The following is a 24,590-nucleotide window of genomic DNA, read 5'->3' on the forward strand; positions in this document are numbered from 1 at the left end:
CCGAGATCGTCACACCGAGTGCGAACTGTCGGTGGGGTATGGAACCCTGACGAAGTGGTCAACAGCCCTTCTCAGACCCCGGCCGAGGCGTACGCAGCCTCCCAGCGCCGCGCTCGCTACCCCCAGCTGACCCGCTTCGCCTCGGAATCGTCGTTCGAATTCGACGACTTCCAGGTCCGCGGCTGCGAGGCGCTCGAAGACGGTCACGGCGTGCTCGTCTGCGCGCCCACCGGCGCCGGGAAGACCGTGGTCGGCGAGTTCGCGGTGCACCTCGCCCTCGCCGAGGGGCGCAAATGCTTCTACACGACACCCATCAAGGCGTTGTCGAACCAGAAGTACGCCGACCTCGTCGGCCGCTACGGCGCCGACGCGGTCGGCCTGCTGACCGGCGACACGTCGATCAATGGCAACGCGCAGGTCGTGGTCATGACCACCGAGGTCCTCCGCAACATGCTCTACGCCGGGTCCTCGACCATCGGCGAGCTCGCGTACGTGGTGATGGACGAGGTCCACTACCTCGCGGACCGGTTCCGCGGCGCGGTCTGGGAAGAGGTCATCCTCCACCTGCCCGAGCACGTCCGCGTCGTCGGCCTGTCGGCGACGGTGAGCAACGCCGAGGAGTTCGGCGAGTGGCTCGTCGAGGTCCGCGGCGACACCACCGTCGTCGTCGACGAGCACCGCCCCGTGCCGCTGTGGCAGCACATGCTGGTCGGCAACCGGCTGATGGACCTGTTCGCCGGCCAGGATGAACACGCGCCGGGCGCCGAACTGCGGATCAACCCCGGCCTGCTGCGCCGCACCGAGGAGGTCGGCGGACGGTTCGCCCCGGCGGGGCTGCGCGGACCACGCGGACGGCGAGGGGCGCCGTCACGGATGCCGCGGTTCCGGCCGACGTCCCGCACGGACACGGTCGAGCGGCTGGACAACGCCGGTCTGCTCCCCGCCATCGTGTTCATCTTCTCCCGCGCCGGCTGCGACGCCGCCGTCGGCCAGTGCGTCCGGTCCGGCCTGCGGCTCAACGGACCGGAAGAGGTCGAGAAGGTCCGCCGGATCGTCGCCGAGCGCACCAAGGACCTGCCCGAAGGCGACCTCGGCGTCCTCGGCTACTGGGAGTGGCGCGAGGCGCTCGAACGCGGCATCGCCGGGCACCACGCGGGGCTGCTCCCGGCGTTCAAGGAGACCGTCGAGGAGCTGTTCGTCCAAGGACTGGTGAAGGTCGTCTTCGCCACCGAGACGCTCGCGCTCGGCATCAACATGCCCGCGCGCACCGTCGTGCTGGAAAGGCTGGTGAAGTACAACGGCGAGGCGCACGTCGACCTGACGCCGGGGGAGTACACGCAGCTCACCGGCCGGGCCGGGCGGCGCGGGATCGACGTCGAAGGCCACGCGGTCGTCGTCTGGCAGCCGGGGATCGACCCGAAGCAGGTCGGCGGTCTGGCCTCGACCAGGACGTACCCGCTGCGGTCGTCGTTCCGGCCCGGTTACAACATGGCGGTGAACCTGGTCGCCCAGGTCGGCGCCGAGGCAGCCCGCGATCTGCTGGAACAGTCGTTCGCGCAGTTCCAGGCCGACCGGTCGGTGGTCGGGACGGCGCGGCGGATCGAGCGGAACAAGGAGGCCCTGCGGGGCTACACCTCCGCCATCACCGGCGATTTCGACGAAATGCTGGAGTACGTCGAGCTGCGGGCGAAGATCTCGGCGCGGGAGAAGGCGCTTTCGCGGCAGAACACCTCCGCCCGCCGGGCGGGCACCGCCGAGTCGCTGGAGAAGCTCCGCAAGGGCGATGTCATCGCCGTGCCCGCGGGACGGCGCGCCGGGCTGGCGGTCGTCGTCGACCCGGGGCTCGACCCGATCCGCGAACCGCGGCCCGTCGTGGTCACCGAGGACCGCTGGTCCGGACCACTTTCGGTTTCGGACTTCCCGTCGCCGGTCGAGGCACTGGGGAACATCAAGCTGCCGAAGCACATCGAGCTGCGTTCGCCCAAGACAAGGCGCGATATCGCGTCGAGCCTGCGCAACGCGGGAATCTCCTTGCCCGGCAGGCAAAAACGTCGCGCCGGGGCCAATGAGGACGGTGAGCTCGCCGCGCTGCGGCGGGCGCTCCGGGCACACCCGTGCCACGGCCTGGCCGAACGCGAGGCGAACCTGCGCTGGGTCGAGCGGTACCAGCGGCTCACCGCCGAAACCGAGCAACTGGAACGCAAGGTCGCCGCGACCACGCATTCCCTCGCGCGCGCCTTCGACCGGATCCTGCGGCTGCTCGGCGAGCGCGGCTACCTCGGTCCCGCGTCGAAGGGCGACGGCGAGGACCGGGTCACCGAACACGGCAAACGGCTCACCCGTCTCTACAGCGAGTCCGATCTGCTCGCGGCCGAATGCATCCGGCACGACGTCTGGAAGGGCTTGTCGCCCGCCGAACTCGCGGCCGTCGTCTCGACGCTGGTCTTCGAGGCACGCCGTGACACCGCCGGGGAGCCTCGCCTGCCCGCGGGCAAGGTGGTCGACGCCTGGCAGGCGACCACGCGCCTGTGGATGGAGCTCACCGAAGACGAGCGGCGGCACAAGCTGGACCGCACCCGCGAGCCCGACGCCGGTTTCGCCTGGCCCGTCTACCGATGGGCGCGCGGCGAATCGCTGGAGAAGGTCCTCACCGCCGCAGAGGCGAACGGGCAGGAGCTCTCGGCCGGTGACTTCGTGCGGTGGTCGCGGCAGGTCATCGACCTGCTCGACCAGATCCGGGACGTTCTCGGTAAGGCGGATCCGGTCGGGGCGGCCGCTTCGGACGCGGTGAAGGCGCTGCGTCGCGGGGTCGTGGCGGCCGGCGGCGCCTGATCGGCCTCGTGAGTGGTAAGGACGGTTAGAACCGTCCTTACCACTCACGAGGCGTTGGGCCGACCGGCGGAGTGAACGCGCCTCCGGTGTGAGCACGGTCGCGCAGAGTTGGCCCGACACCGGTCGGGAACAGTGGGCAGGGGCGCCGTCCTGTGGTTGGATCGCCCACGACGGCCATGCAGGTCGGCCGGTGACGATGGCGGAACAGGCGGAGGCGAACGATGAGCACGCCGTATGGCGGCAACGACCCGCAGCAGCAGCCCCAGTGGGGGCAGCAGCCGGGCTACGGCCAACAGCCGGGCGGCGCTCAACCGCCGAGCGGCCCGCAGCAGCAACCGCAATGGGGCCAGCAGCCGCAGTACGACCCGTCGCAGACCCAGCAGCAACAGCCCCAGTGGGGTCAGCAGCCCGCGCCGTACGACCCCTCCCAGCAGCAGCCCGGGTATCCGCAGCAGGATCCTTCCCAGACGCAGCAGCAACAGCCTCAGCAGTGGGGCCAGCAACCGCAGTACGGCCAGCAGCCGGGATATCCGCAGAGCGGGCCCCAGCAGCAGCCGGGCTACCCGCAGAGCGGCCCGCAGCAGCAGCCCCAGTACGGGCAGCAGCAGCCCGGCCAGTACGACTACGGCCAGAGCCAGTTCCCGGGCCAGGGTGAGGCGCAGGACAAGCCGAAGTCGAAGAAAGGCCTGTTCATCGGGATCGGCGCGCTCGTGGTGATCATCGCCGCGGTCGGCATCCTCGGGTTCGTCACGCCGGGCTGGTTCAACACCCAGGTCTTCAACAACACCCAGATGCAGACCGACGTGCAGAAGCTGCTCACCGAGACCTACGGGATCAAGGAGATCAGCGCGGTCACCTGCCCCTCCGGCCAGGAGGTCAAGGACGGGGTGAAGTTCAGCTGTACCGCCACGATCGAGGGCAAGCCGCAGGAGGTGCCGATCACCGTGAAGGGTGACACCGGCAACTACGAGGTCTCGCCACCCGCGACCACCAAGTAAACCGCGGGCGCCGGGCACGGTCGATCCTGCATGATCGGGTCATGAGCGACTTTTCAGTGCGGCTGCTGCGATCCGACGAGGAACGGGCCGCGACGGATCTGTTCAGGCGTGCCTTGCACGTCAAGGAGATGACCGACGAGGAATGGTCGGCCCTCGCCCCGTCGGTGCAGCCGGATCGTGGGTTCGGCGCGTTCGACTCGGAGCTGATCGGCACCCTCCGGTCCTTCGATTCGGAAGTGACCCTGCCCGGCGGCGGCACCACGCCGCTCGCCGCGGTCAGCCTCGTCGGTGTCCGTGCCGACCGCACCCGCCGTGGCGTGCTGACCGCGTTGATGCGGGCACAGTTCGAGGATTTCGCCGCGCGCGGTGTCCCCGCGGCGATGCTGCACGCGTCCGAGGGCGCCATCTACGGCAGGTTCGGGTACGGCGTCGCGGTCCGTGCGAAGACGATCGAGATCGACAGGCGCCGTGCCCGGTTCCGCCCCGAAGCACCGGCCGGCGGCCAGATTTCGGTGCTCGACCTGGAAAGCACCATCGAGCGGTGGCCGTCGCTGTTCGACGCCCTCCCGCGCACCCGGCCCGGCATGATCGCACGGAGCCCGAATCTGTGGCCGGGCTACGAACGCGAAGTGCGGCGCGCGACAACGCCGGTCACGACCGCCGCGCACCAAGGCCCGGACGGCAGCGACGGCTTCGTCACCTACACCGTCGAGAGGGCCCATTTCGGCGCCCCGGCGCTGCTGAAGATCCATTCTTTCCACCATGCGAACGCCGACGCGTTCGCCGGGTTGTGGCGCTACCTGCTGTCCGTGGACCTGGTCGACCGTGTCATCGCCGAGAAACGGCCGCTCGACGAACCGGTCGAGCTGCTGTTCGCCGACCCACGCGACGCGGGGGTGACGAAGGTCCAGGACGAGGGCTGGTTCCGCCTCGTCGACGTCGAGACGATGCTCGATGCCCGCACCTATCGGGGCGAACCGGTCGTCATCGAAGTCACCGATCCCTTCCTGGAGCACAACTCCGGCCGCTACCGGCTGTCCGAGGACGGCGCCGTCCGCACCACCGACCCGGCGGATCTCGAGCTGCACGCCGACACCCTCTCGATGGTGTATCTCGGCGGCTGGCGTCCCTCGGATCTCGCCTTCACCGGACGTGTCCGCGCTACCGGTGAGACCGCCTTGGAACGAGCGGACCAGCTGTTCGGCACGCGGGTGAACCCCTGGTGCGGTACCTTCTTCTGACGTTGGATGATCACACCGGTGGGGGTGGAGAAGCTTGAGCAGGCGAGCCGTCGCGACGGTCGGTCTGTGTGGTGCGGCTTTCGCGGTGCTGGCGGCGTGTTCGGACACCCCGGCGCCCGCGCCGGCGACGAAGACCGTCACGGTCCCGCCGACGTCGAGAGCTTCGTCGAGCGCGCCCGCGACCTCCGGCGGTTCGTCCTCCAACGCTCCCGGCAGGGTCTTCGACCCGAGGACGATGCAGGCGGACGTGCGGAAGATCCTCACCGAGACCTATCAGGTGCGCGAGGTCGGCGACGTGCTGTGCCCGTCGAACCAGAAGGTCGAGGACGGCAGCACGTTCACCTGCACCGTGCAGGTCGGCGGGGAGGGCAAGACCGTCACGATCACCGTCACCGGTGAAGACGGCCGCTACGAAGTCGGCGCGCCCAGCTGAAAAACCGGTTGGGGCTCCCCGGACCGGACGGCAGGATCCACGGTATGAGCGAATTCCTGGTGCGTGCCGTGGCCGAAGGCGAACAACGAGCCTGCCTCGATGTCCTGTCGGAGTCGTTGCACGGCAAGCCCGCCACCGACGAGGTCTGGGCGAAGATGGCGCCGTCCTGGCCCGCCGCGGGGAAATTCGCCGCGTTCGACGAGCACGGCGCCCCGGTGGGGATCGCGAGTTCCTTCGACGTCGAGCTGACCGTCCCCGGTGGACGGAAGCTCGTCACGGCGGCCGTCGACGGTGTCGGCGTCCGTGCCGACTGGACCCGCCGCGGGATCCTCACCGCGATGATGGCCGCACAGCTGGAGGACTTCGCGGCGCGGGGTGTCCCGCTGGCCGCACTGCATGCCTCCGAAGCCGTCATCTACGGCCGTTTCGGGTACGGCCCGGCGACCTTCGGCAAAGGTGTGTCCATCGAACGCCCGCGCGCCCGGCTTCGGGACGGCGTTGGCCGGGACGGCGAGGTCAGGTTCGTCACCCCCGCCGAAGCCGTGGAGCGCGTTCCCGCGATATACCACCGCTTCGAGGGAGCACGACCGGGCTTCGTCTCCCGTCCGCCTGCTTGGTGGCCGGGCTTCTTCGAGCGGGTGGTCAAGGGTGACGACGGCTACCGGGTGGCCGTCCACAGTGGACCTGACGGTGACGACGGTTTCGTCGTCTACCAGTCCATCGACGCGCGCGACCGGCTGGCGCCGGAGCGTGGGGCGATCCTGGACATCCGTGAACTCCATGCCGCCACACCACAGGCATGGGCCGGGCTGTGGCGTTTCCTGCTGTCGATCGACCTGGTCTCGGCGGTCGCCGGACGGGGCCGCCCGCTGGACGAGCCGATCGCCGAATTGCTCACCGACCCGCGGGCGGTGAACACCACCGAGGTCATCGACGACCTGTGGCTGCGGCTCGTCGACGTCCTCGCGGCGTTGCGGGCACGCTCCTACGGAACCGGCGAACCCGTGGTGCTCGAAGTGCTCGACAAGCAACTTCCGGACAACAACGGCCGTTACGTCGTCGGCCCGGACGGTGTGGAGCGGACGACCGCCGAGGCCGACCTGCGGCTGGACGTGGCCACCTTGTCGGCGCTGTATCTCGGGCACGGTCTCTTCGGCGATCTGGCCTTGGCCGGCCGGGTCGAGGTGCTGGCCGAGACGGCGGTCGCCCGTGCCGACACCCTGTTCCACACCGCGCGCTCGCCGTGGTGCGGAACGTTCTTCTAGCGCCTCGTGAGTGGTAAGGACGGTTAGAACCGTCCTTACCACTCACGAGGCCTACGACGGGTTGCGCCGCGGTTTGATCCGCACCTGCGGCAGCGCGGGCGCGGGCAGCCAAGCCGTGGTGCCCTGGTAACCCTCCACCTGCCCGAAGCGGTCCGCCTGTGCCTGCCACGCCTCGCGGTACTCGGCGATCTCCTCGTGGCTGCGGCCCACGAAGTTCCACCACATGACGAGTTCCTCGGTGAACGGGGTCCCGCCGAGCAGGAGCACCCGAGCCGGTCCGGTACCGGGGTTCGCCAGCTCCAAGAGCCTGGCGCCGGGCGCGACGTAGGCGAGTTCCCCGGTGCCGAGGGCGGCTCCGGCGACGGTGACGGAGCCGATGTCCTGCAGGACACCGTGTTCGAAGGCCGGATCGACGTCGAGGGCCAAGGTGGCGCCGGGCTCGACGGTGAGTTCGGCGCCCAGCAGGGGAGTGAATGCCGGGACCGGTGAGGTGGTCCCGGCGAGGCTGCCGAGGAAGACCCGCGCCGTGGCGCCGGGCAGGTCGAGCAGCGGCGGCGCGTAGTGCCGGAAATCCCGTGCGGTGTCGCGATGTTCGTCCGGCAGCGCGATCCAGAGCTGGACGCCGTGCAGTGTCGCGGTGTCCGGTGTGGACACTTCGGAATGCGCGATACCGTGCCCGGCGGTCATCAGGTTGAGCTCACCGGGCCGCACCATGGCCGTGGTGCCGATGCTGTCGCGGTGCTCGATCTCGCCGCTGAACAGCCAGCTCGCGGTCTGCAATCCGGTGTGCGGATGCGGCGCGACGTCCATCCCGCCGGATGCCGAAACGTCCTGCGGGCCGTAGTGGTCGGCGAAACACCACGCGCCGATCAGCGACCGCTGCCGCTGCGGAAGGGTGCGGCGGACCCGGATCGCGCGCGGGCCGCCGAGCGGGACGTCGCGCGGGGTCAGCACGGTGACGCCTTCGCCCGGCCGTTCGGAGCACAGCAGTTCGGCCGGGTCGGCCTCGGTGTTGCTCATGACTTCGGGAGCGCGGCCAGCAGACGCTCCACCGAACGGCCGAGATTCCAGCGCTCCGCGAGTTCCGCGACCTTGTCCGGGTCGGCGGGCTCGGACGGGACAAGATCCGGGCGGGACTGCTCGACCGGCGCGTCGGCCGCCACCCGGACGACGGTCGGGGCCACCGCGAGGTAGTCGGCGGCGTCGGTCAACCGCAGCCGGGTCTTGAGCGGCACTCGTGAGTCGCCGGCGTTGGACGCCTCGATCAGCTCCTGCAGTGAACCGAATTGGGTGATCAGCTTCGCCGCGGTCTTCTCGCCGATCCCGGCGACACCGGGCAGCCCGTCCGACGGGTCTCCGCGCAACGCGGCCATGTCGGCGTACCCGGGACCGGCGTTCCCGGCCGGGATCCCGTACTTCTCGGCGATTTCGTCCGGGCCGAGGACTTCGGCCTTGTTCCAGCCCTTGCCGACGTAGATGACCACAGTGGACGTCGGCTCGTGGCGCACCAGCTGGAACAGGTCGCGGTCACCGGTGATGACCTCGACCGGGGACCGCCGTTCGCGGATCGCGAGGGCGCCGATGACGTCGTCGGCCTCGTACCCGGCCGCTTCGGCCGTCGCGATCCCGAAGGCCTCCAGCAGTTCGAGGATGATCGGCACCTGCGGGGTCAGCGTGTCCGGCACCTCTTCGACGTCGCTGCCCTCCGGGACTTCTTCGGCCACCCGGTGCGCCTTGTAGCTGGGCAGCAGATCGGTGCGGAACTTCGGCCGCCAGTCCGCGTCGAGGCATGCCACGAGCCGGGAAGGACGCCGGTCGACGAGGATCCGCGCGATCGTGTCGGTGAACCCGCGCACGGCGTTGACCGGTGTCCCGTCCGGGGCGGTCATCGAGTCGGGCAGTGCGTAGAACGAGCGGAAGTAGAGGCTCGCGGAATCGAGGAGAGCGAGTGGTCCGGTCACGCGGACAGCCTGCCATGTTCCGCCCCGGATGTCCGTGAAGGACCCGACCCCCAGCCGGGTCCTCCACGGATACCGTCAGGCCGCGTAGGGGCGCACCCGGCGCGCGTCGCGGAGGGCGTTGGCCCACCAGTTCAGCTGGTTCAGCAGCGTGGTGGCCGCGAGCGAGGCGCCTTCGAAGTCGTCGTGCTCGCCGTCGGGGCCGAAGTGGTTCCAGGCGTACGGGAAGCTGACGGTCTCGCGGATCGTCGCGGCGTGGAGCTCGGCGAAGACCGGCCGCAGGTGCTCGACCGCGCGCAGGCCGCCCGAGATCCCGCCGTAGGAAACGAAGGCGACCGGTTTGCCGTGCCACTCGGGGCCGGTGGCGTCGAGCGCGGTCTTGAGCGGACCGGGGTAGCTGTGGTTGTACTCGGGCACGATCACGACGACGGCGTCCGCGCCGGCGACGCCAGGGGAGAGATCGCCGGGACTTTCGGCCAGGTCGATGACGGACAGGGTGACGTCGTCGCGCTGTTTGGCGCGGTCGAGGAACCAGTTCGCGACGACGGGGGCGAAGCGGCCCTCGCGAACGCTGCTGATCACGACGGCGAGCTGGTAAGGCGAGTTCGTTGTCATGGACAAGACCGTAAAACCTGCAGTTAAGTTGAAGTCAAACTCCAGAATCGCACTACTTCGGGAACTGAACGCAGAACTCTTCGCGGTCGTAGGGTGGCGGGTATGGGGAGGAGCGCGCGGGTCGACGGCCGTGTCTCGCGGGCGCTGTCGCATTCACTGCGGGGCAGGACGCCGGAGCCGAGTTCCGTGACCACCGGCCGGCATCCGCGCCGGCAGGCCGCCACGGACTTCACGGGGAAACCCCGGCCGGAGACGCCATGAGCCGGGTGCCACTGGGGGCCTTGGTCGTGGCTTCGGGGATTTCCTCGGCCGGGGTGATGATGACGCTGCTCGCGATTCCCTGGTTCGTCCTGCAGAGCACCGGCAGTGGCACCAAGACCGGCCTCGTGACCGCGGCCGAGGTGCTGGGCCTGATGGTCGCCGCGTTGCTGGGCGGGCCGGTGGTGGACCGGGTCGGCACTCGCCGGGCCAGCGTCGGCGCGGATCTGCTGACCACCGTGACGGTGCTCCTGATCCCGTTCGCGATGGGCACGACGGGGCTCAGCCTGCCCGGGCTGATCGCGTTGTCGTTCGTGATGGGCGTTTCCCGCGGCCCCGCCGACACGGCCAAACAGGTGCTGCTTCCCGGAGTCGCCGAACTCGGCGATATCCGCGTGAGCCGGGCGGCGAGTGCCGTCGAGGCGGCGATGAGGACCGGCCGGATGGCGGGTGGACCCGCGGCCGGCGCGCTGATCGCGCTGATCGGGCCCATCCCGGTCCTGTTCGTCGACGCCGGTGTGCTCCTGGTGTCCGCGGCGCTGGTGTTCGCGCTCATCCCGGTCGCGGCCGGTCCGCCGAGGCCGCCGTCGGGCGGCTACCTCAAGCAGCTGCGCGAAGGGCTGGGATACGTCAAACGCGACGCGGTGCTGCGGGCGCTGGTCGGCATGCTGATGCTCACCAACAGCCTCGACTTCGGGCTGCTCGGTGTCCTGTATCCGGCTTACGGCGACCAGGTCCTGCACAGCACCGCGCTCATCGGCGCGATGATCACCGCGGTCGCGGCAGGGGCGCTGCTCGGTTCGGCGATCTACGGCTGGGCGGGCCACCGGGTCTCCCGGCGGACGGCGATCCTCGTCGCGGTCGGCATCGAAGGGGCGCCGAGGTTCGCCTTGCTCGCGCTGGAGCCCGCGCCGCCGGTCCTGCTCGCCGGTCTCGTGGTCGCCGGGATCGGAGCCGGCGCACTCAATCCGATCGTGCTCCCGGCCGTCTACGAGCGGGTACCGGAAGCCGTCCGAGGCCGCGTGCTCAGCCTGCTCGTGGGCGGGGTGCTCGCCGCGATGCCGCTCGGCTCGATGGCCGCCGGGTTGCTGCTGGACGGGATCGGCCTCGTCGGCGCGCTCGCCGTGTTCGGTGGCCTGTACCTGATCGCCGGTACCTTCCCGGCGATCTTCCGGGTCTGGCGCGGACTCGACGATCCCGCCCCGATCGGGGGCGACCGGCCGGTGAGCCAAGGCGCGCCGACCGACTAGGCTCGCCATCATGTCGCGCCGTTCCCTTCACAACCCAGCCCCCGACGCCGCCAGCCTCCGCGCCCGCCTCGACCGGGCCCGCGCCGCGGCCGCCGCCGCCGACACCGACGCCCTGCTGATCGCACCCGGCTCGGACCTGCGGTACCTCATCGGCCAGGCCGGGGGCTCCTTCGAACGGCTGACCACGCTGGTGATCCCGGCCGACGGCGTCCCGGCACTGGTCCTGCCGAAGCTGGAGGCCCCCGGTTACGCCGACGTCCCCGCCGACGAACTCGGTATCGAGATCGTCACCTGGGTCGACGGCGACAACGCCTACGAACTGGTCGCCGACCGGCTGGGCAAGCCCGGCCGCGTGGCGGTCTCCGACTTCACTCCGGCCCTGCACGTGCTCGCCTTCCGCGGCGCGCTCGGCGACGCCGAGCAGACGCTGGCCGGGCCGATCGTGCGCGAACTGCGGATGCGCAAGGACGCGGCCGAGATCCAGGCGCTGCGCGACGCGGGAGCGGCGATCGACCGCGTGCACGCCCGCGTGCACGAATGGCTGCGCCCCGGCCGCACCGAGGCCGAGGTCGGCGCGGACATCACCGCCGCCATCGTCGAAGAGGGCCACACCCACGCCGACTTCGTGATCGTGGGCTCGGGCCCCAACGGCGCCAGCCCGCACCACGACGTCTCCGAGCGGGTCATCGAGCGCGGCGACGTCGTCGTGGTCGACATCGGCGGCCCGATCGCCGAGGGCTACAACTCCGACTCCACCCGCACGTACGCGGTCGGCGAGCCGCGTGACGCCGACGTCGCCGAGACGTACGCCGTGCTGCAGCGTGCCCAGAAGGCCGCCGTCGACGCCGTCCGTCCCGGTGTCACCGCCGAGTCGATCGACGCCGCGGCGCGCGACATCATCGCCGAGGCCGGGTACGGCGAGTACTTCATCCACCGCACCGGTCACGGCATCGGCCTCGACGTGCACGAGGAGCCCTACATCATCAAGGGCAACGCGCTGCCGCTCGAGCCGGGCATGGCCTTCAGCGTCGAGCCCGGCATCTACCAGCCCGGCCGCTGGGGCGCCCGTATCGAGGACATCGTCGTGGTCACCGAGGACGGCGTCGAATCGGTCAACCAGCGTCCGCACGAACTGATCGTGCTCGACGCATGACCGGTTCCCTGGAGCCGCTGGATCAGGCCATCGTGCAGGAGCTGGCCGCGGACGGACGGCGCAGTTTCACCGATCTGGCGGAACGGGTCGGGCTTTCGGTGTCGGCGGTGCACCAGCGGGTGCGCCGCCTGGAGCAGCGCGGGGTCATCCTCGGCTACACCGCGCGGCTCGACGGCGAGCAGATCGGCCTGCCGCTCACGGCCCTGATCTCGCTGACGCCGAACGATCCGGCCGCGCCGGACGACTACCCGCAGCGTCTGGAGCACATCAAGGAGATCGAGTCCTGCTACTCGGTCGCCGGCGACGAGTCGTACATCCTCCTGGTCCGGGTGGCGTCGCCGCTCGGACTGGAGGATCTGCTCCGCCGGATCCGCGAATCCGCCAAGGTCTCGACCCGGACCACGGTGGTGCTGTCGACGCCGTTCGAGGGACGCTCGCCCACCCTGTGAGACGAGAGGAAGGGTGGGCTTGCGCGGCGCTGGTACGATAAAAGGTATGGCAACACGTAAGGTCACTCTCTCACTCGACAGTGGTGCGCTCGAGTTCGCCGAGCGGGCCGCGAAGGCACACGGGATCTCGGTCTCGTCGTGGTTGTCCAAAGCGGCCCGCAGGGAGGCCGTGCGCACCGGATACACCCCGCAGCGCGCCCCGGTCGAACCGTCCGCCGAATCGGACGAGGCCGAGCTGACCGCCGCGGAGAAGGATCTGCGTGCACAGGGGTGAAGTCTGGACGTACCACCCCCCGACCGAACCGGCACGGCAGCGCACCGTCGTCCTGCTGTCCTCGGACGGGGTGAACGAATCCGAGCGGCCGTGGCTGCTCGGCACCGAACTGCTGGACCGTGATCCACAGGACATCCTGGGTGTCGCCGTAGACGCGCGGTACTGGGTATCCACGCTGAACCTCACGCGCCTGTACCGGCCGTGGTTCGACGAGAAGATCGCGGAGATCGACCAAGAGGTCCAGGAGCGCATCGACATCGCGTTGCGCGCCGCCCTCGACCTCTAGCCTCCGGTGCGCCGAGCGCCTTTCGCCACCCGGTCCCTGCGCACAACGGCCGAGACCGATACGGATCCACGGCGAGGATCCCGGCTCTAGCGCGCGACCACCTCGGGCGCGGCGTGCAGTTTGCCGTCGGGGCCGGAGAGACACGAGGCGTTGCCCGCCCGCGCGGCGAGGAACTCGTTGAGGCAGTTCGCGATCTGCGCGTGGCCGTTCGCGTTGGGATGGAACGACTCCTGCAGCGCGTGGCTCGCGCGGTCCACCTGGCCGAGGTCGCGCAGTTGCAGCGTCAGCCTGCTGAACCACTCGTTCGCCGGGTCGCTGCTGCACGCCTCGTGCCCGGCACCGGCTCGCGACAGGTCGAGGAAGCGCGCACTGGTCGCCCTCGATGCCTGTTTGAGCCCGTCCGACAGGACCGAGACGCCGTCGCGGCGCATCCACTCCAGGTCCTCGGTGCGGAACGGGCAGCCGTTGAGGCTGCGCAGCGCTTCCGGGATCTGCGGGCCGACAGGCGAGGCGTACGACATCAGCACGAGCTGGTAGTCCGCCGGGACGTAACCCGCCTGCGCCAGCACCTTCTTGACGTCGGCGACGGCGTTGGTCACCTTCGGCACCATGGCGTCCACTTTGGACTTCCAGGTGGTGCGGAGTGCCGCACTGCACGGCGGGTTCTGCGGGGAGAACCACGCCTTGAAGCATTCGTTGACCTGAGCGGAGAACTTCGGCTCGTCGTTCGCGCCGATCGCGATCACCACCGCGGCGACCCGGTGGTCCTTGATCAGGTTCGCGAGCTGTCGCGCCTGCGACGGCTCCGTCCACTGCTTGGCCTCACCCAAGGCGATCTGCTCCGAGGGCGCTCCCGAACACGCGAGGTTCACGCGTGCGGTGATGTCGGGGATCTTGATCTGCTCGACGAAGGCGTTGGGGGAGCGGTGGCACCAGTTGCCGCCCTGTCCGTTGGTGGTGGGCGTGTAGTCGCCCGCGCCCTCGCCGGAAACGGTGCTGTCGCCGATGGCGACGACCGTCAGCGGCCCCGTCCCCGGCGGCCCTTGGCGCGGGGACGGCTGCCCCGGGCGGCTTTCCGACCCGGTAAAGGCAATGAACCCGACGAGAACCACCACGAACGTGAGCGCGAGAGCACCCCACCACCACCGGAAACGTCGCATCGTCACCGGATTCTACGGACCCCGTGGCCCGAGAGGGTGATCATGGCGGTGTGACGGTCGCGATGCCCTCCTCAGCCCGCCTCCGTCAGATCCGTTCCGGCCGCCAGCTCCGTCACGATGTCGAGCACGCCGGGCAGCGCGGGCTTGTCGTTCTCCGGCGACCAGGCCACCACGGTCCGGGCCGTGTCGCCCGTCAGCGGTACGAACACCACCCCGCTCCGGCGCAGGCTGTGCGAAGACCGGGCCAGCCTGGTGACGCCGATGCCCGCGGCGACGAGACCGAGCAGTCCTTGGACGGTCGCGGCCCGCTGGACGACGCGCGGCGTGAAGCCTGCCGCCTCGAACTCGTCGTCGTAGCGGCGATGCCAGGGCTCCCAGGAACTCCGTGGCGTGAGCACCCAGGGCTCGTCGGCCAGCTCCGCGAGTTTCAGCTCGGTCGCGGCGGCGAGCCGATGCCCCTCCGGGAGGACGGCGCAGACCTCCTCGGTGATCAGTGTGCGGGTCTCGAAGCCCTCGATCAGGGGAGGCCTGGTGAAGATCAGGTCGTAGCGGCCGCTGCCGAGGCCGTCGACGAGCGGCGCGATCTGGGTGTCGTCCGTGGTGATGGTGAGATCGGGGAGCCGCTCGCGGACCGCGCGCACCACCGGCGGGAGCAGGTAGTTGGCGGTGGTGGTGAGGAAACCGAGATGCAGCGTGCCGAGTTCGCCGCGCACCGCCCGGTCCAGCACGGACAGCGCCTCGTCGTTGCGAGCCAGTACCGCTTTGGCTTCCGGCAGGAACAGCGATCCGATCTCGGTGAGCCGGGTCCCTCGGCTGTCGCGCCGCAGCAGTTTCGTGCCGAGAACCCGTTCCAGCACGGTGATCTGCTGCGAAAGGGACTGCTGGGCGATGTGCAGGCGCCGCGCGGCCTTGGTGAAGCTCGCGTCCTCGGCGACGGCGACGAAGTAGCGCAACTGCCGCAACTCGGGGGTCACAGGCTCTGACTGTAGCCGCACCAGGGAGCCGGTGTTGGCGGCACCGGCGCGGTGTCAGCACGATGGGGCGCAGGAACTTCACTGGAGGAAACAGGAATGACGAAGGAAACCGACGGCCGCGTCTGGCTGATCACCGGCTGCTCGTCCGGGTTCGGCAGGCACCTCGTCCTGGCCGCGCTCGACGCGGGCGACCGCGTGATGGCCACGGCGCGCCGTCCGGAGACGCTGGCCGAACTGGAAGAACTCGGCAAGGGCCGGGTGCGCGTCGCGGCACTCGACGTCACCGATCCGGCGCAGGTCGAGGCCGCCGTGCGGGCGACGCTCGCCGAGTTCGGCCGGATCGACGTCGTCGTCAACAACGCCGGCCACGGTTCGGTCGGCGCCGTCGAGGAACTGACCATGACCGAGCTGCGGTCGCTGATGGACGTGATGTTCTTCGGTGCCGTCGAGGTGACGAAGGCCGTCCTGCCGCACCTTCGGGAGCAGGGAAGCGGTGCGATCGTGCAGATGAGTTCGATGGGCGGACAGCAGAGCCCGCCCGGTTTCGGGGCTTACTGTTCGGCGAAGTTCGCGCTGGAGGCGATGTCGGAATCGCTCGCCGCCGAGGTGGCGCCGTTCGGGGTGAAGGTGCTGATCGTGGAGCCCGGCGCGTTCCGGACCGAGTTCGGCGGCAGCCGGTTGCACCGCTCCCGGGTGATCGACGCCTATCGCGAATCCACGGGTGAGATCCGGGATTTCGTCGAGGGGATGGACGGCTCGCAGCCTGGTGACCCGGCGAAGGCCGCCGCCGCGATCCTGAAGGTGCTGGACAGCGACGACGCGCCGCTACGGCTCGCGCTCGGCGACGACGCCGTCGACGGGCTGCGAGCCACGCACGAGGCGAAGGCGGCGGAGCTGGCTGCTTGGGAGGAGCTGAGCCGCTCCACCGCCCTGTGACTCAGCCGAGCCAGCGCTGGATCGCGATGTCGAGCAGCTTCCGCGCGTGGTCGGTCGAATCGTCGGCCCAGGCGATGATCCCGTCCGGGCGCACCAAGAGACTCGGCTGTGCCAGATCGGGATCCGCCACGTAGGCGACCCGGCTTTCCGATCCGGCGTAGCGGCCGTCGGCCGTGCGGTCCACGAGTACGAAGCGGCCGTCGTGAGCGTGGTCGGCGAGCCTCGTTCCCGACCCGAGTTCGACGTCCCCGGCGATCGAGCCGACCGGTTCGGAGGAGTCGTCGGCGACGTCGTACCGCTGCAGGATTCCGGAGGAGAGCGCGATCATGCGGTTGGTCGCGCCGGGGACCGCGAAGAGTTCGTCGCCGACGACCTTCCGCAGCTGCGCGGTCCGTTCGTCGCCGCGCATGAGCGCGACCTGGGCCCGTGTCCAGTCCAGGATCCACGCGCCGATCGGATGCCGTTCGGCGTGATAGGTGTCGAGCAGTCCCGCGGGCGCGTGGCCTTGGACTGTCGCGGCGAGTTTCCAGCCGAGGTTGACCGCGTCGCCGATGCCGAGGTTCAGGCCCTGTGCGCTGAACGGCGAGTGCACGTGGGCGGCGTCGCCCGCCAGGAACACCCTGCCGCGGCGGTAGGCCTGTGCCTGGCGCGCGTTGTCCGACCACCGGGTCGCCCGGCCCCGCAACCCCGTGATCGTCACCGGGACGCCGGTGACGTCGCGAACCGCGCTCTGCAGCTCGTCGACGGTCACGGGTGCGTTCTTGTCCTCCGGCTGGGGCGCGAACCTGGCGACGAGGATGCGTCCCGGCACCGGGCCGTAGGTGTAGATACCGCGAGGCGTCCAGTTCCATCCCCGGCGGAGTTCGCCCGGGTCGTCGAAATCGGCGATGGCCTGATACCCCACGAGTTCCGGGTCGGTGCCCGCGAAATCGACACCGAGCCGTTTACGGACGATGCTTCGGCCGCCGTCGGCGGCCACGACCCATCCGGCGCCGAAGTCGCCGGTGCTGGTCTCGACGACCACGTCGGCGTCGTCGTCGAGCCCGGTGCCGGCGCTCCGTAGATCCCGCACCTCGACGCCGCGGCGGATCTCGACGCCCAGCCGGGCGCAGCGGTCGCCGAGCAGCAGTTCGAGATCGTGCTGGGGCACCAGGATCCCGTTGGCCACGGCCGTATGCGCGGCCAGCACCGGGTCGTCCTGGTCGACCAGGTCGTGCCGGAACATGATCCCCGCGAAATGCCCGAGGACGGGGAACCGGCGGGAGGCCCGGCCCGCCGCGTCGGTCAGGTCGCGCACCGTCCGGTTCGAGCGGCCGCCGGTGAAGCCCTTGGCTTCGGCCAGGCGACGGTGCTGCACGTCCTCCGCGGCGGGCAGCAGGCCGCGCCGGTCCAGGATCTCGGCGGTGGCGACGTTGATCGACCCGGATTTGATCGTCGGATCCGGGTCTTCGAGCCGCTCCAGCACGGTCGTCCGCACTCCTCGCAACGCCAGTTCGCTCGCGAGGAACAGGCCGGTGGGCCCTGCTCCGACCACGATCACGTCGGTCCGGTTCATGATGACTCCAAGCCTTACTGAGTAAACTTACTCGGTAAGGTTACCGAGTAAAGGTAGGCTTGTCACATGGCGAAGCGAGGAGACCGGGGCGGTTCGAGGACGCGGGCGCATATCGCCGAGGTCGCGACAGGGCTGTTCGTGGAGCGCGGCTTCGACGACGTCACGGTCGCCGAGGTCGCCGCCGCCGCGGGTGTTTCGAAGGTGACGGTGTTTTCGCATTTCGACCGCAAGGAGGACCTCGCGCTCGATCGGCTGCCCGACGCCGTCGGTATCGCGCGGGCGACCATCCGGGACCGGCCGGACGGTGTGGGGGTCGTCGAGGCGTTCCGCCTGATGACCCTCGCGCTCGCGGAGGAGCGGCATCCGTTGTCGGGACTGAGCGAGGCGGGGGAGCCGCTCGCACGGACCGTCGCCGGGTCGCGCGCGCTCATTTCGCGGCTGCGTGAGTTCGAGCACGAGATCGAGGCCGAGGTGGCCGATGAGCTCGAAAGCGACACCCGGTTCTCGGGTGACGGTGAGCTGGCCGCCGCGCTGATCGTCGCCGCGTACCGCACCGTCGCCGTGGCGACGACGCGTCGCCGACTGGCCGGGGATGACCTCACCGAGGTCGCCGCCGCCCACTGCGAGCGGCTGAGCGCGGCGTTCGGCGCGCTGGCCAAGGCTTTGTGAAGCCCTGAGGGCGGGCCGCGGTGGCCCGCCCTCAAGGGTCAGCGTTTACGCCAGATGGAGACCTCCAGGTCGGTGATCTCGTAGCGGTGCCCGTCGGCCTTGGTCAGGCTCGGCTCCGTGCCTTCCGACAGCAGCTCGAACGCCTCGCCGAGGACGTTCGCGAGCTCGGCGGCCGACGCCCGGGGGAGCGCCACGAGCAGCAGCCCACCGGCGCGCAGGAACGTGTCCGAGCCGGCGAGCGGGCGCAGATAGGCCGCCGCGTCGCCGAGCCGGTCGAAGGCGTCCGCCACGACCACGCCGTCGAACGTGCCGAGCGACGCGGGTGGGCGCCCGGCCTCGGCGAGGGTGAAGGACACGTCGCCGCCCGGCGCGATCGACGGCCGCCGCGCGTGCGGCTCGCCGCGCCCCGGCACCTGGAACCCGACGTCCCAGCCCTCGGCCAGCCGCTCCGCCGCCGCGACGAACGCCGGCCGGTCGTCAAGGCCGACGACCTCGATCGGCCGCCCGGCCAGCGAGAACGCCAGCCCGCCGGTCGCCGTGGCGAGATCCGCGACCCGCCGCGGCTCGACCCCGGCTTCGTCGGCGGCCTCGAAGAACCTCCGGGCCAGCCGGTCCGGATGGCCGACGGTCGCGGCCAGCGGATGCCCGGCCCGGCCGAAGACCTGTTCGGCGGTGCCGTACTGGCCGAGCAGTGCGCGGTCGATGTCCGCCCGCGCCCCACCGTCCGTAGTGGACTCCGGGGCGACGACCAGCCGGATTCCCGCCTGCTGCAGGAAATGCGGCCGGTAGAAATGCCGCGCCCAGATACTGCCCAGCTCGCCGGTGCTGATGTAGGCGCCGCCCAGGATCAGCTGATGCTGACCGCCGTAACTGGGCACCGAGAAGTCCTCGTAGTAGGGATGCGGCGTGAACCCGTCGAGCGGGTTGAAGGTGTCCTCGCTCCACGCCCACAGGTTGCCGCCGGCGTCGTGCAGGCCCTGCGACGTCGTCGGCGAGTGGTCGACGGGGCCCTCCGAACCCCAGGCCAGGCCGAGGTTGATGCCTGTCTCACGCAGCTGCGCGCCGTCGAGCCGCATGACGACGTCGTCCGCGACCCCGGGACGTTCCGGAAGGTCGCGCAGCAGGAAGTACTCCGCTTCGGTCGGCAGCCGGTACTCCCGTCCGTCCTTTTCGGACCGCCAGGCGGCGAAGGCCTTGGCCTCGTGGTAGTTCACCACCACCGGCCAGTCCCACGGCATGTCGATCTCGTCGAACAGCGTGCGCAACCGGAACGCGTGCAGCCCGGTCGGCCCGGTGGGCACCCAGAACCGCGGCCATTTGGTGTTGCGGAAACGCCGCCACGCCTCGCCCTCCGCCGACCACAACTCCGGCCGCCGGTAACCGCCGTCGGCGACGAAACCGTGGAACTCGCCGTTGCTCACCAGGCAGCGGGCCACCTCGAAGTCCGGCAGCTCTTGACGGCGTGAGCCGTACGCGCTGTCCCAGCCATAGGACGGGAAGGACTGCGGCTTGCCAAGCCTGGCCGTGCGCCCCGGCACGGTGACGGTGCCGTTGGCGGGCACGGAACCCGGCTCGGGTTTACCGGTCTCGGTGGTGCGGCGCAGAGGCGACGGCGCGGGCCACGCGGCGGGCCGTTCGACCAGGCTCGGCCGCATCTCGCGGATCAGCACCGAACTGGTCTCCAGATGGATCCGGTCGTGCTCGATCGCCAGCAGCAGGGCCCAGGCCTGGTCGTCCATCGTCACCGGACGCCCGAGATCCGGGGCGAACGGGGTGCGCTCGATGATGCCGACGACCGTCCGGTACACCTCGGCCCGGTAGTCCTTCACCTCCGAAACCGACGGCCACACCATGTCGTTCTTCGACATGTCGTCCCACGAGTTCTCGTCGACGCCCATTTCCAGGACGTGCTCGAGGTAGGCGTCGATCGGCGCGTCCAGCAGCCCCGAGACCCTCAGCTTGTTGACGTACAGCGCGGTCGTGTGGCCGTAGTAGAAGATCATCGGGTGCCGGAGGTTGTGGTCCGGAGGACGGTAGAACGCTTCCGCGCCCTTCAAACCGGCGAAAAGCACCTCGTGCAGCGTCCACGCGTTGTCGAAGTAGTCCAGCACCTCTTCGCGGCTGCAGACGGAGAGATCGGGCAGTGGCAGCGCTCTGATCTCGCCGGATTCGGCCACGCCCGGGCAGCGGCCGGGTTCGGGACGGACCCCGGTGTACCACCACTGTGGATCGCGGGCTCCGTTCAGCCGCTCGTCGGAGTGCTTGACCGCGTTTCTCTCCCAAGGTTCCAAGGTGGACGTCGACGTCATGTGACCTCGCTTCGGTTCTGGGGCACTGGGGGCGGGTGCCGAAACCGTCGCATCTTCGAAAAGGTCATTTCCTCTCCATTCGTGCGCTGAATCGCGCGCCGGAAGAAGCCCGGCGTGAGAGCGCAAGCGGGGAGATGCCCGGTGATCGCGATGCTGGAACCGTCGGTGTCCCGATCCACCGGTTGAGAGGTGAACCTCTTGTCGACGAAGCCCTGTGTCGTGCTCGTGGACACCTACGAAACGGCCGACCACGGGTTGCCGCAGACCGCCCGGCACATCGCGCCGGCGTTCATGGCGCTGGGCGCGGACTGTGTGCGTGTGCAGAGCGCGCCCGACGCACCCGGGCAGTACCGGCAGTCCTCGCCGACCATGAGCAACTATCGCGAGAACATCGTCCACGACGGCGACCTCGCGAAGACTCTGCACGCGCTGGCGGTACACCGGCCGGTCGCGGTCGTGGCGGGCGGCGAGTACGCCGTCGCGTTCACCGACGAACTCGGCGAGGCGCTGGGAGTGCCGTCGAACGGCACCGCGCTTTCCCCGGCCAGGCGGGACAAGGCCGCCATGGGCGAGGCCGTCGCCGCGGCGGGCCTGCCCGTCGCACGGCAGTTGTCGACCTCGGACGAGGCCGAACTCGCCGCATGGCACCGGGAAGTGGGCGGCCGGATCGTCGTCAAACCGAACCGCAGCGCCGGTGGCGACGGTGTGTCCTTTTGCGACACTCCGGAACGGTCCGTCGAGGCGCTGCGCACGATCACCGGCCGCCAGAACGTGTTCTCCGAGGACAACGACCTCGTCATCGCGCAGGAATACCTCGCGGGCACCGAGTACATGGTCAACACGGTCAGCATGGACGGCCTGCACCAGGTGTGCGACATCTGGAAGACCTCGCGTTTCGCCATCAACGGGGTGTCCGACCTGCTCGGCGCCTGCCAGATCGTGCCGAGGCGCGGGCCTGGACACGACGAACTGGTGAACTACGCGTTCGCGGTACTCGACGCGCTCGGCATCCGGCACGGCGCCGCGCACGTCGAGATCAAGCGGACCCCACGGGGCCCGCGGCTGATCGAGGTGGGCTCCCGCCTCTCGGGCGGCGACCTGCCGCATCTGGCGCGGCTCGCGATCGGCGAGTCCCAGCTGGACTGGATGGCGGACGCGGTGCTGCGGCCGGAGAGGTTCCGCGAGCGGTGGGGCGAGGACTACCGGATCCGGCGGCACTACGCCTGGTCCGCGCTGCTCTCGCCGGTCGAAGGCACGCTCCGCCGGTACACGGTGCTCGACGAGATCGAGCGGCTGGAGAGCTTCCACGAGATGTTCGTGCTGACCGAACCGGGGAAACCGTTGCGCCGCACCGTCGACGACACGACGTTCCCGGTGGTGGTCACGTTCATGCACGAGATCGAGGAGTACGTCCTCCGTGATCTCGGCACGCTGCGGTACCTCGACGGCGTGGGCTGCTACGAGCTCGAACCATGACGGCGCCCGGGTTCCTGCGGACCCGGCTCGGCGGGCTGCCGAAGTCGTTCTGGGTGCTCTGGACGGGCACGCTGGTCAACCGGCTCGGCACGATGGTCCTGCCGTTCCTGGCGCTGTACCTGACCAGCGAACGCGGCCTTTCGGTGGCGACGGCGGGAACCGTGCTGGCGCTGCTCGGCATCGGCCAGGTGTTCTCGCAGCTGATCGGCGGCATGCTGGCCGACCGCATCGGCAGGCGGGCGACGCTGACCGGCGGCATGCTCGCGACCGGCGCGATCATGCTCGTGCTGGGCTACGTCGAACGCCTCGAACTCATCGCGGTCGCCGCGCTCCTGCTCGGGCTGGCGCTCGACGTGTTCCGCCCGGCCACCCAATCGATCGTGGCGGACCTGGTGCCCGGCGCGGATCGCACCCGGGCCTTCGGGTTGCTGTTGTGGGCGATCAACCTCGGTTTCTCGATCGCCATGGTGCTGGGCGGCACGCTGGCCCGCGCGGGATTCACGACGCTGTTCTGGGTGGACGCGGCGACATGCGTGCTGTTCGGGCTGCTGGTGTGGCGGGCGGTGCCGGAGACCCGTGGGGGCGGTGGCCCCCGAGAGCGGGGCGGCTTCACCGTCGTCCTGCGCGACCGGGTCATGGCCGGGCTGATGCTGGTCTCGCTCGTGGTGGCGTTCGTGTTCCTGCAGAGCCTGGCCACATTGCCGCTGGCGATGCGCGAAGACGGCCTTTCCCCGGCGGGGTACGGGCTGGTGATGGCGGTGAACGGGATCGTCATCGTGGTCGTGCAGCCACTCGTGGGGCATCGGCTGGGCCGGTGGGATCCGTCGCGGGTGCTCACGTTCGGGATCCTGTTGACGGGCTTGGGTTTCGGCGCCACGGCCTTCGCGTCGACGACAGCGGCGTACGCGGCGTGCGCGGTGTTCTGGACCCTCGGTGAGATCGTGATCCAGTCGGTGGGCGTCGCGATTGTGGCCGAGCTCGCGCCGCCACATCTGCGCGGCCGGTACAACGGCGCCTACGGTACGGCGGCGGGTCTCGCCGCCTTCGTCGCCCCGCTCGGCGGCACCCAGCTGCTGGTACTGGGCGCACCTGTGTTGTGGACCGTTTGCCTCGGGTTGTGCCTGGCCGCGGCCGTCGGTCAGCTGCTGCTCGGCAACGCGGTCCGTCGCCGGATGGCCACCACCGCGGTTCCGGTCGCGGCCGTCGGCTGACCGGGCTTCAACCGTCCATTCTAGACGCGAGGATCGCCGCACCGGGACCGGAAAGCTCGTCCAGTGCCACGTCCCGGCCGGCGATCGACAGCAGCACGGCCTCGCCGGGGCCGCGGACTTCCGGCCCGGATCCGGCCGACCAGTTCAGGTCCGTGGCCACGAGCCGGAGCCCGCGTGCCCGCTTGCCTGCCTTGACCGGCGGTGCGTAACGGGCGAAAGCCAGGGCATGACGCAGCCTCTCCGGCGGCACTTCGCGGGGAAACCCCAGGGGCCGCCGGATGTCCTGGTGATGGAGCAGCCCGTCGAGCAGCGCCACCCGTCCACCGAACGTCGAGGTCAGACCGCGCGGTTCAAGGTGCTCCTCGAACCTGGCGATCAGCTCTTCCGGCGTGCGGTCCGGTTTTCGCGCCACCCCGAGCGCGTTCATCCGGTTCAGCCGCAGCCCGCCGCGGACGGCCTGGCCGACCAGATCGCGGAAACGCTGGGTGTCGTAGTCGACGACGTGGGCGACCACCTCGCGGACCGTCCACTCCGAACACAAGGTCGGCGCGTCCCAGTGTTCCGGCGACAGCGTGCGGAGGAACGCGGCGAAGTCCGCCCGTTCGTCCCTGGCGAGTCGCGCGACCGTTGGCATCGGCGGCCTCCTGTGGTCACTTGTAGTCGAGCCACCCGCAAACGTAGTAGTTCGTGTCCTCGTTCCGCTCGACATACCAGGAATAGACGACGTCGCCCGCGAGTTTGCCGGTGCGCGCGTTCCGCTGGGTGACCTTGGCCTGGACCGTCACGAACTCCTGGCCCGACGGGACGGAGTACGGCAGCATCTCCCAGCGCTCGACGTAGTGCCCGTGGAGTTCGAACCCGAGCAGTGTCGACCTCAGGCGCGGGCAGGTCCCGCTGCGCAAGGCGGTCATGTCGTGATTGGCCAGCCCGTTCAGGTAGACCTGGAACACGCGGTCGATCGCGGCGGGTTCGAGACCGGGGGCTGCCGACGAGGGTTGAGCCGGAGGCGTCACGGTCAGGGTCCGGGTCTCGGCCGAGGGAGCGGAGTACGACGTGGACGTCTCGGGTGGAGAGCCGGTACGCGATATCGGGAACCCGCCCCGGCACGCCGAGAGGAGCGTGCCGAGGCCGATCAGGAGCACGCACACCCGGGCACGCGAAGTCGAAGGTCTCACGGTGGGCGACGCTATGGGGCGTTCATGAAATCCGAATGAAAAGCCTCGTGAGTGGTGGGGGCGGGTTGTAACCGCCTAACCACACCACCGGGGGGGTGGTGAGGCGGTGTGCC

23 protein-coding genes are annotated in these 24,590 nt (G+C 70.1%); 14 read left to right on the forward strand and 9 right to left on the reverse strand.

The genetic code is table 11. The features are described 5' to 3' along the window. Positions 1-54 precede the first annotated feature (54 nt). The 5 genes from ACFWIW_RS23260 to ACFWIW_RS23280 all read left to right on the forward strand — a co-directional run bounded on the left by ACFWIW_RS23260 (position 55) and on the right by ACFWIW_RS23280 (position 6,769). On the forward strand, positions 55-2,832 hold the full coding sequence (locus ACFWIW_RS23260) for a DEAD/DEAH box helicase (protein WP_378370353.1): 2,778 nt from the start codon (positions 55-57) through the stop codon (positions 2,830-2,832). A 221-nt stretch (positions 2,833-3,053) separates the two neighbouring features. Next, positions 3,054-3,830, forward strand: a complete 777-nt coding sequence (locus ACFWIW_RS23265; RefSeq protein ID WP_378370354.1) for a DUF4333 domain-containing protein — start codon at positions 3,054-3,056, stop codon at positions 3,828-3,830. Positions 3,831-3,871: 41 nt separating this feature from the next. Further along, positions 3,872-5,071, forward strand: coding sequence for a GNAT family N-acetyltransferase (locus ACFWIW_RS23270; RefSeq protein ID WP_378370355.1), 1,200 nt, complete (start codon positions 3,872-3,874; stop codon positions 5,069-5,071). Between the two features lie 34 nt (positions 5,072-5,105). Beyond that, positions 5,106-5,504, forward strand: a complete 399-nt coding sequence (locus ACFWIW_RS23275) for a DUF4333 domain-containing protein (protein ID WP_378370356.1) — start codon at positions 5,106-5,108, stop codon at positions 5,502-5,504. A gap of 44 nt (positions 5,505-5,548) precedes the next feature. Beyond that, complete coding sequence (locus ACFWIW_RS23280; RefSeq protein ID WP_378370357.1) at positions 5,549-6,769, forward strand: GNAT family N-acetyltransferase; 1,221 nt, start codon at positions 5,549-5,551, stop codon at positions 6,767-6,769. 51 nt (positions 6,770-6,820) lie between these two features. On the opposite strand, the gene ACFWIW_RS23285 is transcribed toward ACFWIW_RS23280, so the two are convergent. The 3 genes from ACFWIW_RS23285 to ACFWIW_RS23295 all read right to left on the reverse strand — a co-directional run bounded on the left by ACFWIW_RS23285 (position 6,821) and on the right by ACFWIW_RS23295 (position 9,342). Continuing rightward, on the reverse strand, positions 6,821-7,789 hold the full coding sequence (locus ACFWIW_RS23285) for a pirin family protein (RefSeq protein WP_378370358.1): 969 nt from the start codon (positions 7,787-7,789) through the stop codon (positions 6,821-6,823). After that, positions 7,786-8,730: a 5'-3' exonuclease H3TH domain-containing protein gene (locus ACFWIW_RS23290; protein WP_378370359.1), complete on the reverse strand. Its 945-nt coding sequence runs from the start codon at positions 8,728-8,730 to the stop codon at positions 7,786-7,788. The genes ACFWIW_RS23285 and ACFWIW_RS23290 overlap by 4 nt, the downstream gene beginning before the upstream one ends. 75 nt (positions 8,731-8,805) lie before the next feature. Beyond that, entirely contained in the window at positions 8,806-9,342 is a 537-nt protein-coding gene (locus tag ACFWIW_RS23295) for an NADPH-dependent FMN reductase (protein WP_240598673.1), read from the reverse strand. Positions 9,343-9,599: 257 nt separating this feature from the next. Here ACFWIW_RS23295 and ACFWIW_RS23300 point away from each other — a divergent pair, with 257 nt between their 5' ends. The 5 genes from ACFWIW_RS23300 to ACFWIW_RS23320 are packed head-to-tail and all read left to right on the forward strand — an operon-like array spanning position 9,600 to position 13,012. Further along, positions 9,600-10,850, forward strand: a complete 1,251-nt coding sequence (locus ACFWIW_RS23300) for an MFS transporter (protein WP_378370360.1) — start codon at positions 9,600-9,602, stop codon at positions 10,848-10,850. A gap of 10 nt (positions 10,851-10,860) precedes the next feature. Further along, on the forward strand, positions 10,861-12,003 hold the full coding sequence (locus ACFWIW_RS23305; RefSeq protein WP_378370361.1) for a M24 family metallopeptidase: 1,143 nt from the start codon (positions 10,861-10,863) through the stop codon (positions 12,001-12,003). Then, a complete protein-coding gene (locus ACFWIW_RS23310; RefSeq protein ID WP_016334198.1) occupies positions 12,000-12,452 on the forward strand; it encodes an Lrp/AsnC family transcriptional regulator in 453 nt (150 codons plus the stop codon). Before ACFWIW_RS23305 ends, ACFWIW_RS23310 begins: the two co-directional genes overlap by 4 nt. 46 nt (positions 12,453-12,498) lie before the next feature. Next, positions 12,499-12,726, forward strand: coding sequence for a hypothetical protein (locus ACFWIW_RS23315; RefSeq protein ID WP_007035425.1), 228 nt, complete (start codon positions 12,499-12,501; stop codon positions 12,724-12,726). Next, positions 12,713-13,012 carry a hypothetical protein gene (locus tag ACFWIW_RS23320; protein WP_005150941.1) on the forward strand — a complete coding sequence of 100 codons (300 nt, stop codon included), beginning with the start codon at positions 12,713-12,715 and terminating at the stop codon, positions 13,010-13,012. Before ACFWIW_RS23315 ends, ACFWIW_RS23320 begins: the two co-directional genes overlap by 14 nt. Before the next feature lie 86 nt (positions 13,013-13,098). Here the strand turns inward: ACFWIW_RS23320 and ACFWIW_RS23325 are convergent, their stop codons facing one another. Next, complete coding sequence (locus ACFWIW_RS23325; protein ID WP_378370362.1) at positions 13,099-14,172, reverse strand: GDSL-type esterase/lipase family protein; 1,074 nt, start codon at positions 14,170-14,172, stop codon at positions 13,099-13,101. A 71-nt stretch (positions 14,173-14,243) separates the two neighbouring features. Then, the gene (locus ACFWIW_RS23330; RefSeq protein ID WP_378370363.1) at positions 14,244-15,146 is read right to left on the reverse strand and encodes a LysR substrate-binding domain-containing protein; all 903 of its coding nucleotides are present in this window, start codon (positions 15,144-15,146) and stop codon (positions 14,244-14,246) included. A gap of 96 nt (positions 15,147-15,242) precedes the next feature. On the opposite strand from ACFWIW_RS23330, the gene ACFWIW_RS23335 reads away from it, so the two are divergent. Beyond that, a complete protein-coding gene (locus tag ACFWIW_RS23335) occupies positions 15,243-16,082 on the forward strand; it encodes an oxidoreductase (RefSeq protein WP_378370364.1) in 840 nt (279 codons plus the stop codon). 1 nt (position 16,083) lies between these two features. On the opposite strand, the gene ACFWIW_RS23340 is transcribed toward ACFWIW_RS23335, so the two are convergent. Next, the gene (locus tag ACFWIW_RS23340) at positions 16,084-17,637 is read right to left on the reverse strand and encodes an FAD-dependent oxidoreductase (protein ID WP_378370365.1); all 1,554 of its coding nucleotides are present in this window, start codon (positions 17,635-17,637) and stop codon (positions 16,084-16,086) included. 66 nt (positions 17,638-17,703) lie between these two features. Between ACFWIW_RS23340 and ACFWIW_RS23345 the strand changes: the two genes are divergently transcribed. Beyond that, the gene (locus tag ACFWIW_RS23345) at positions 17,704-18,306 is read left to right on the forward strand and encodes a TetR family transcriptional regulator (protein ID WP_378370366.1); all 603 of its coding nucleotides are present in this window, start codon (positions 17,704-17,706) and stop codon (positions 18,304-18,306) included. Between the two features lie 38 nt (positions 18,307-18,344). Here ACFWIW_RS23345 and ovoA read toward each other — a convergent pair whose 3' ends face one another. Next, complete coding sequence (ovoA, locus tag ACFWIW_RS23350; RefSeq protein ID WP_378370367.1) at positions 18,345-20,615, reverse strand: 5-histidylcysteine sulfoxide synthase; 2,271 nt, start codon at positions 20,613-20,615, stop codon at positions 18,345-18,347. A 189-nt stretch (positions 20,616-20,804) separates the two neighbouring features. Between ovoA and ACFWIW_RS23355 the strand changes: the two genes are divergently transcribed. Together ACFWIW_RS23355 and ACFWIW_RS23360 are read left to right on the forward strand one after the other, a co-directional pair. Next, positions 20,805-22,091, forward strand: coding sequence for an ATP-grasp domain-containing protein (locus ACFWIW_RS23355; protein ID WP_378370368.1), 1,287 nt, complete (start codon positions 20,805-20,807; stop codon positions 22,089-22,091). Next, positions 22,088-23,302, forward strand: a complete 1,215-nt coding sequence (locus tag ACFWIW_RS23360) for an MDR family MFS transporter (RefSeq protein ID WP_378370369.1) — start codon at positions 22,088-22,090, stop codon at positions 23,300-23,302. Before ACFWIW_RS23355 ends, ACFWIW_RS23360 begins: the two co-directional genes overlap by 4 nt. 7 nt (positions 23,303-23,309) lie before the next feature. Here the strand turns inward: ACFWIW_RS23360 and ACFWIW_RS23365 are convergent, their stop codons facing one another. Together ACFWIW_RS23365 and ACFWIW_RS23370 are read right to left on the reverse strand one after the other, a co-directional pair. Then, the gene (locus ACFWIW_RS23365; RefSeq protein ID WP_378370370.1) at positions 23,310-23,936 is read right to left on the reverse strand and encodes a maleylpyruvate isomerase family mycothiol-dependent enzyme; all 627 of its coding nucleotides are present in this window, start codon (positions 23,934-23,936) and stop codon (positions 23,310-23,312) included. Between the two features lie 16 nt (positions 23,937-23,952). Then, on the reverse strand, positions 23,953-24,477 hold the full coding sequence (locus tag ACFWIW_RS23370; protein WP_378370371.1) for a hypothetical protein: 525 nt from the start codon (positions 24,475-24,477) through the stop codon (positions 23,953-23,955). Positions 24,478-24,590 lie beyond the last annotated feature (113 nt).

The sequence above is a fragment of the Amycolatopsis sp. NPDC058340 genome (assembly GCF_042723975.1).
Lineage (GTDB): Bacteria > Actinomycetota > Actinomycetes > Mycobacteriales > Pseudonocardiaceae > Amycolatopsis.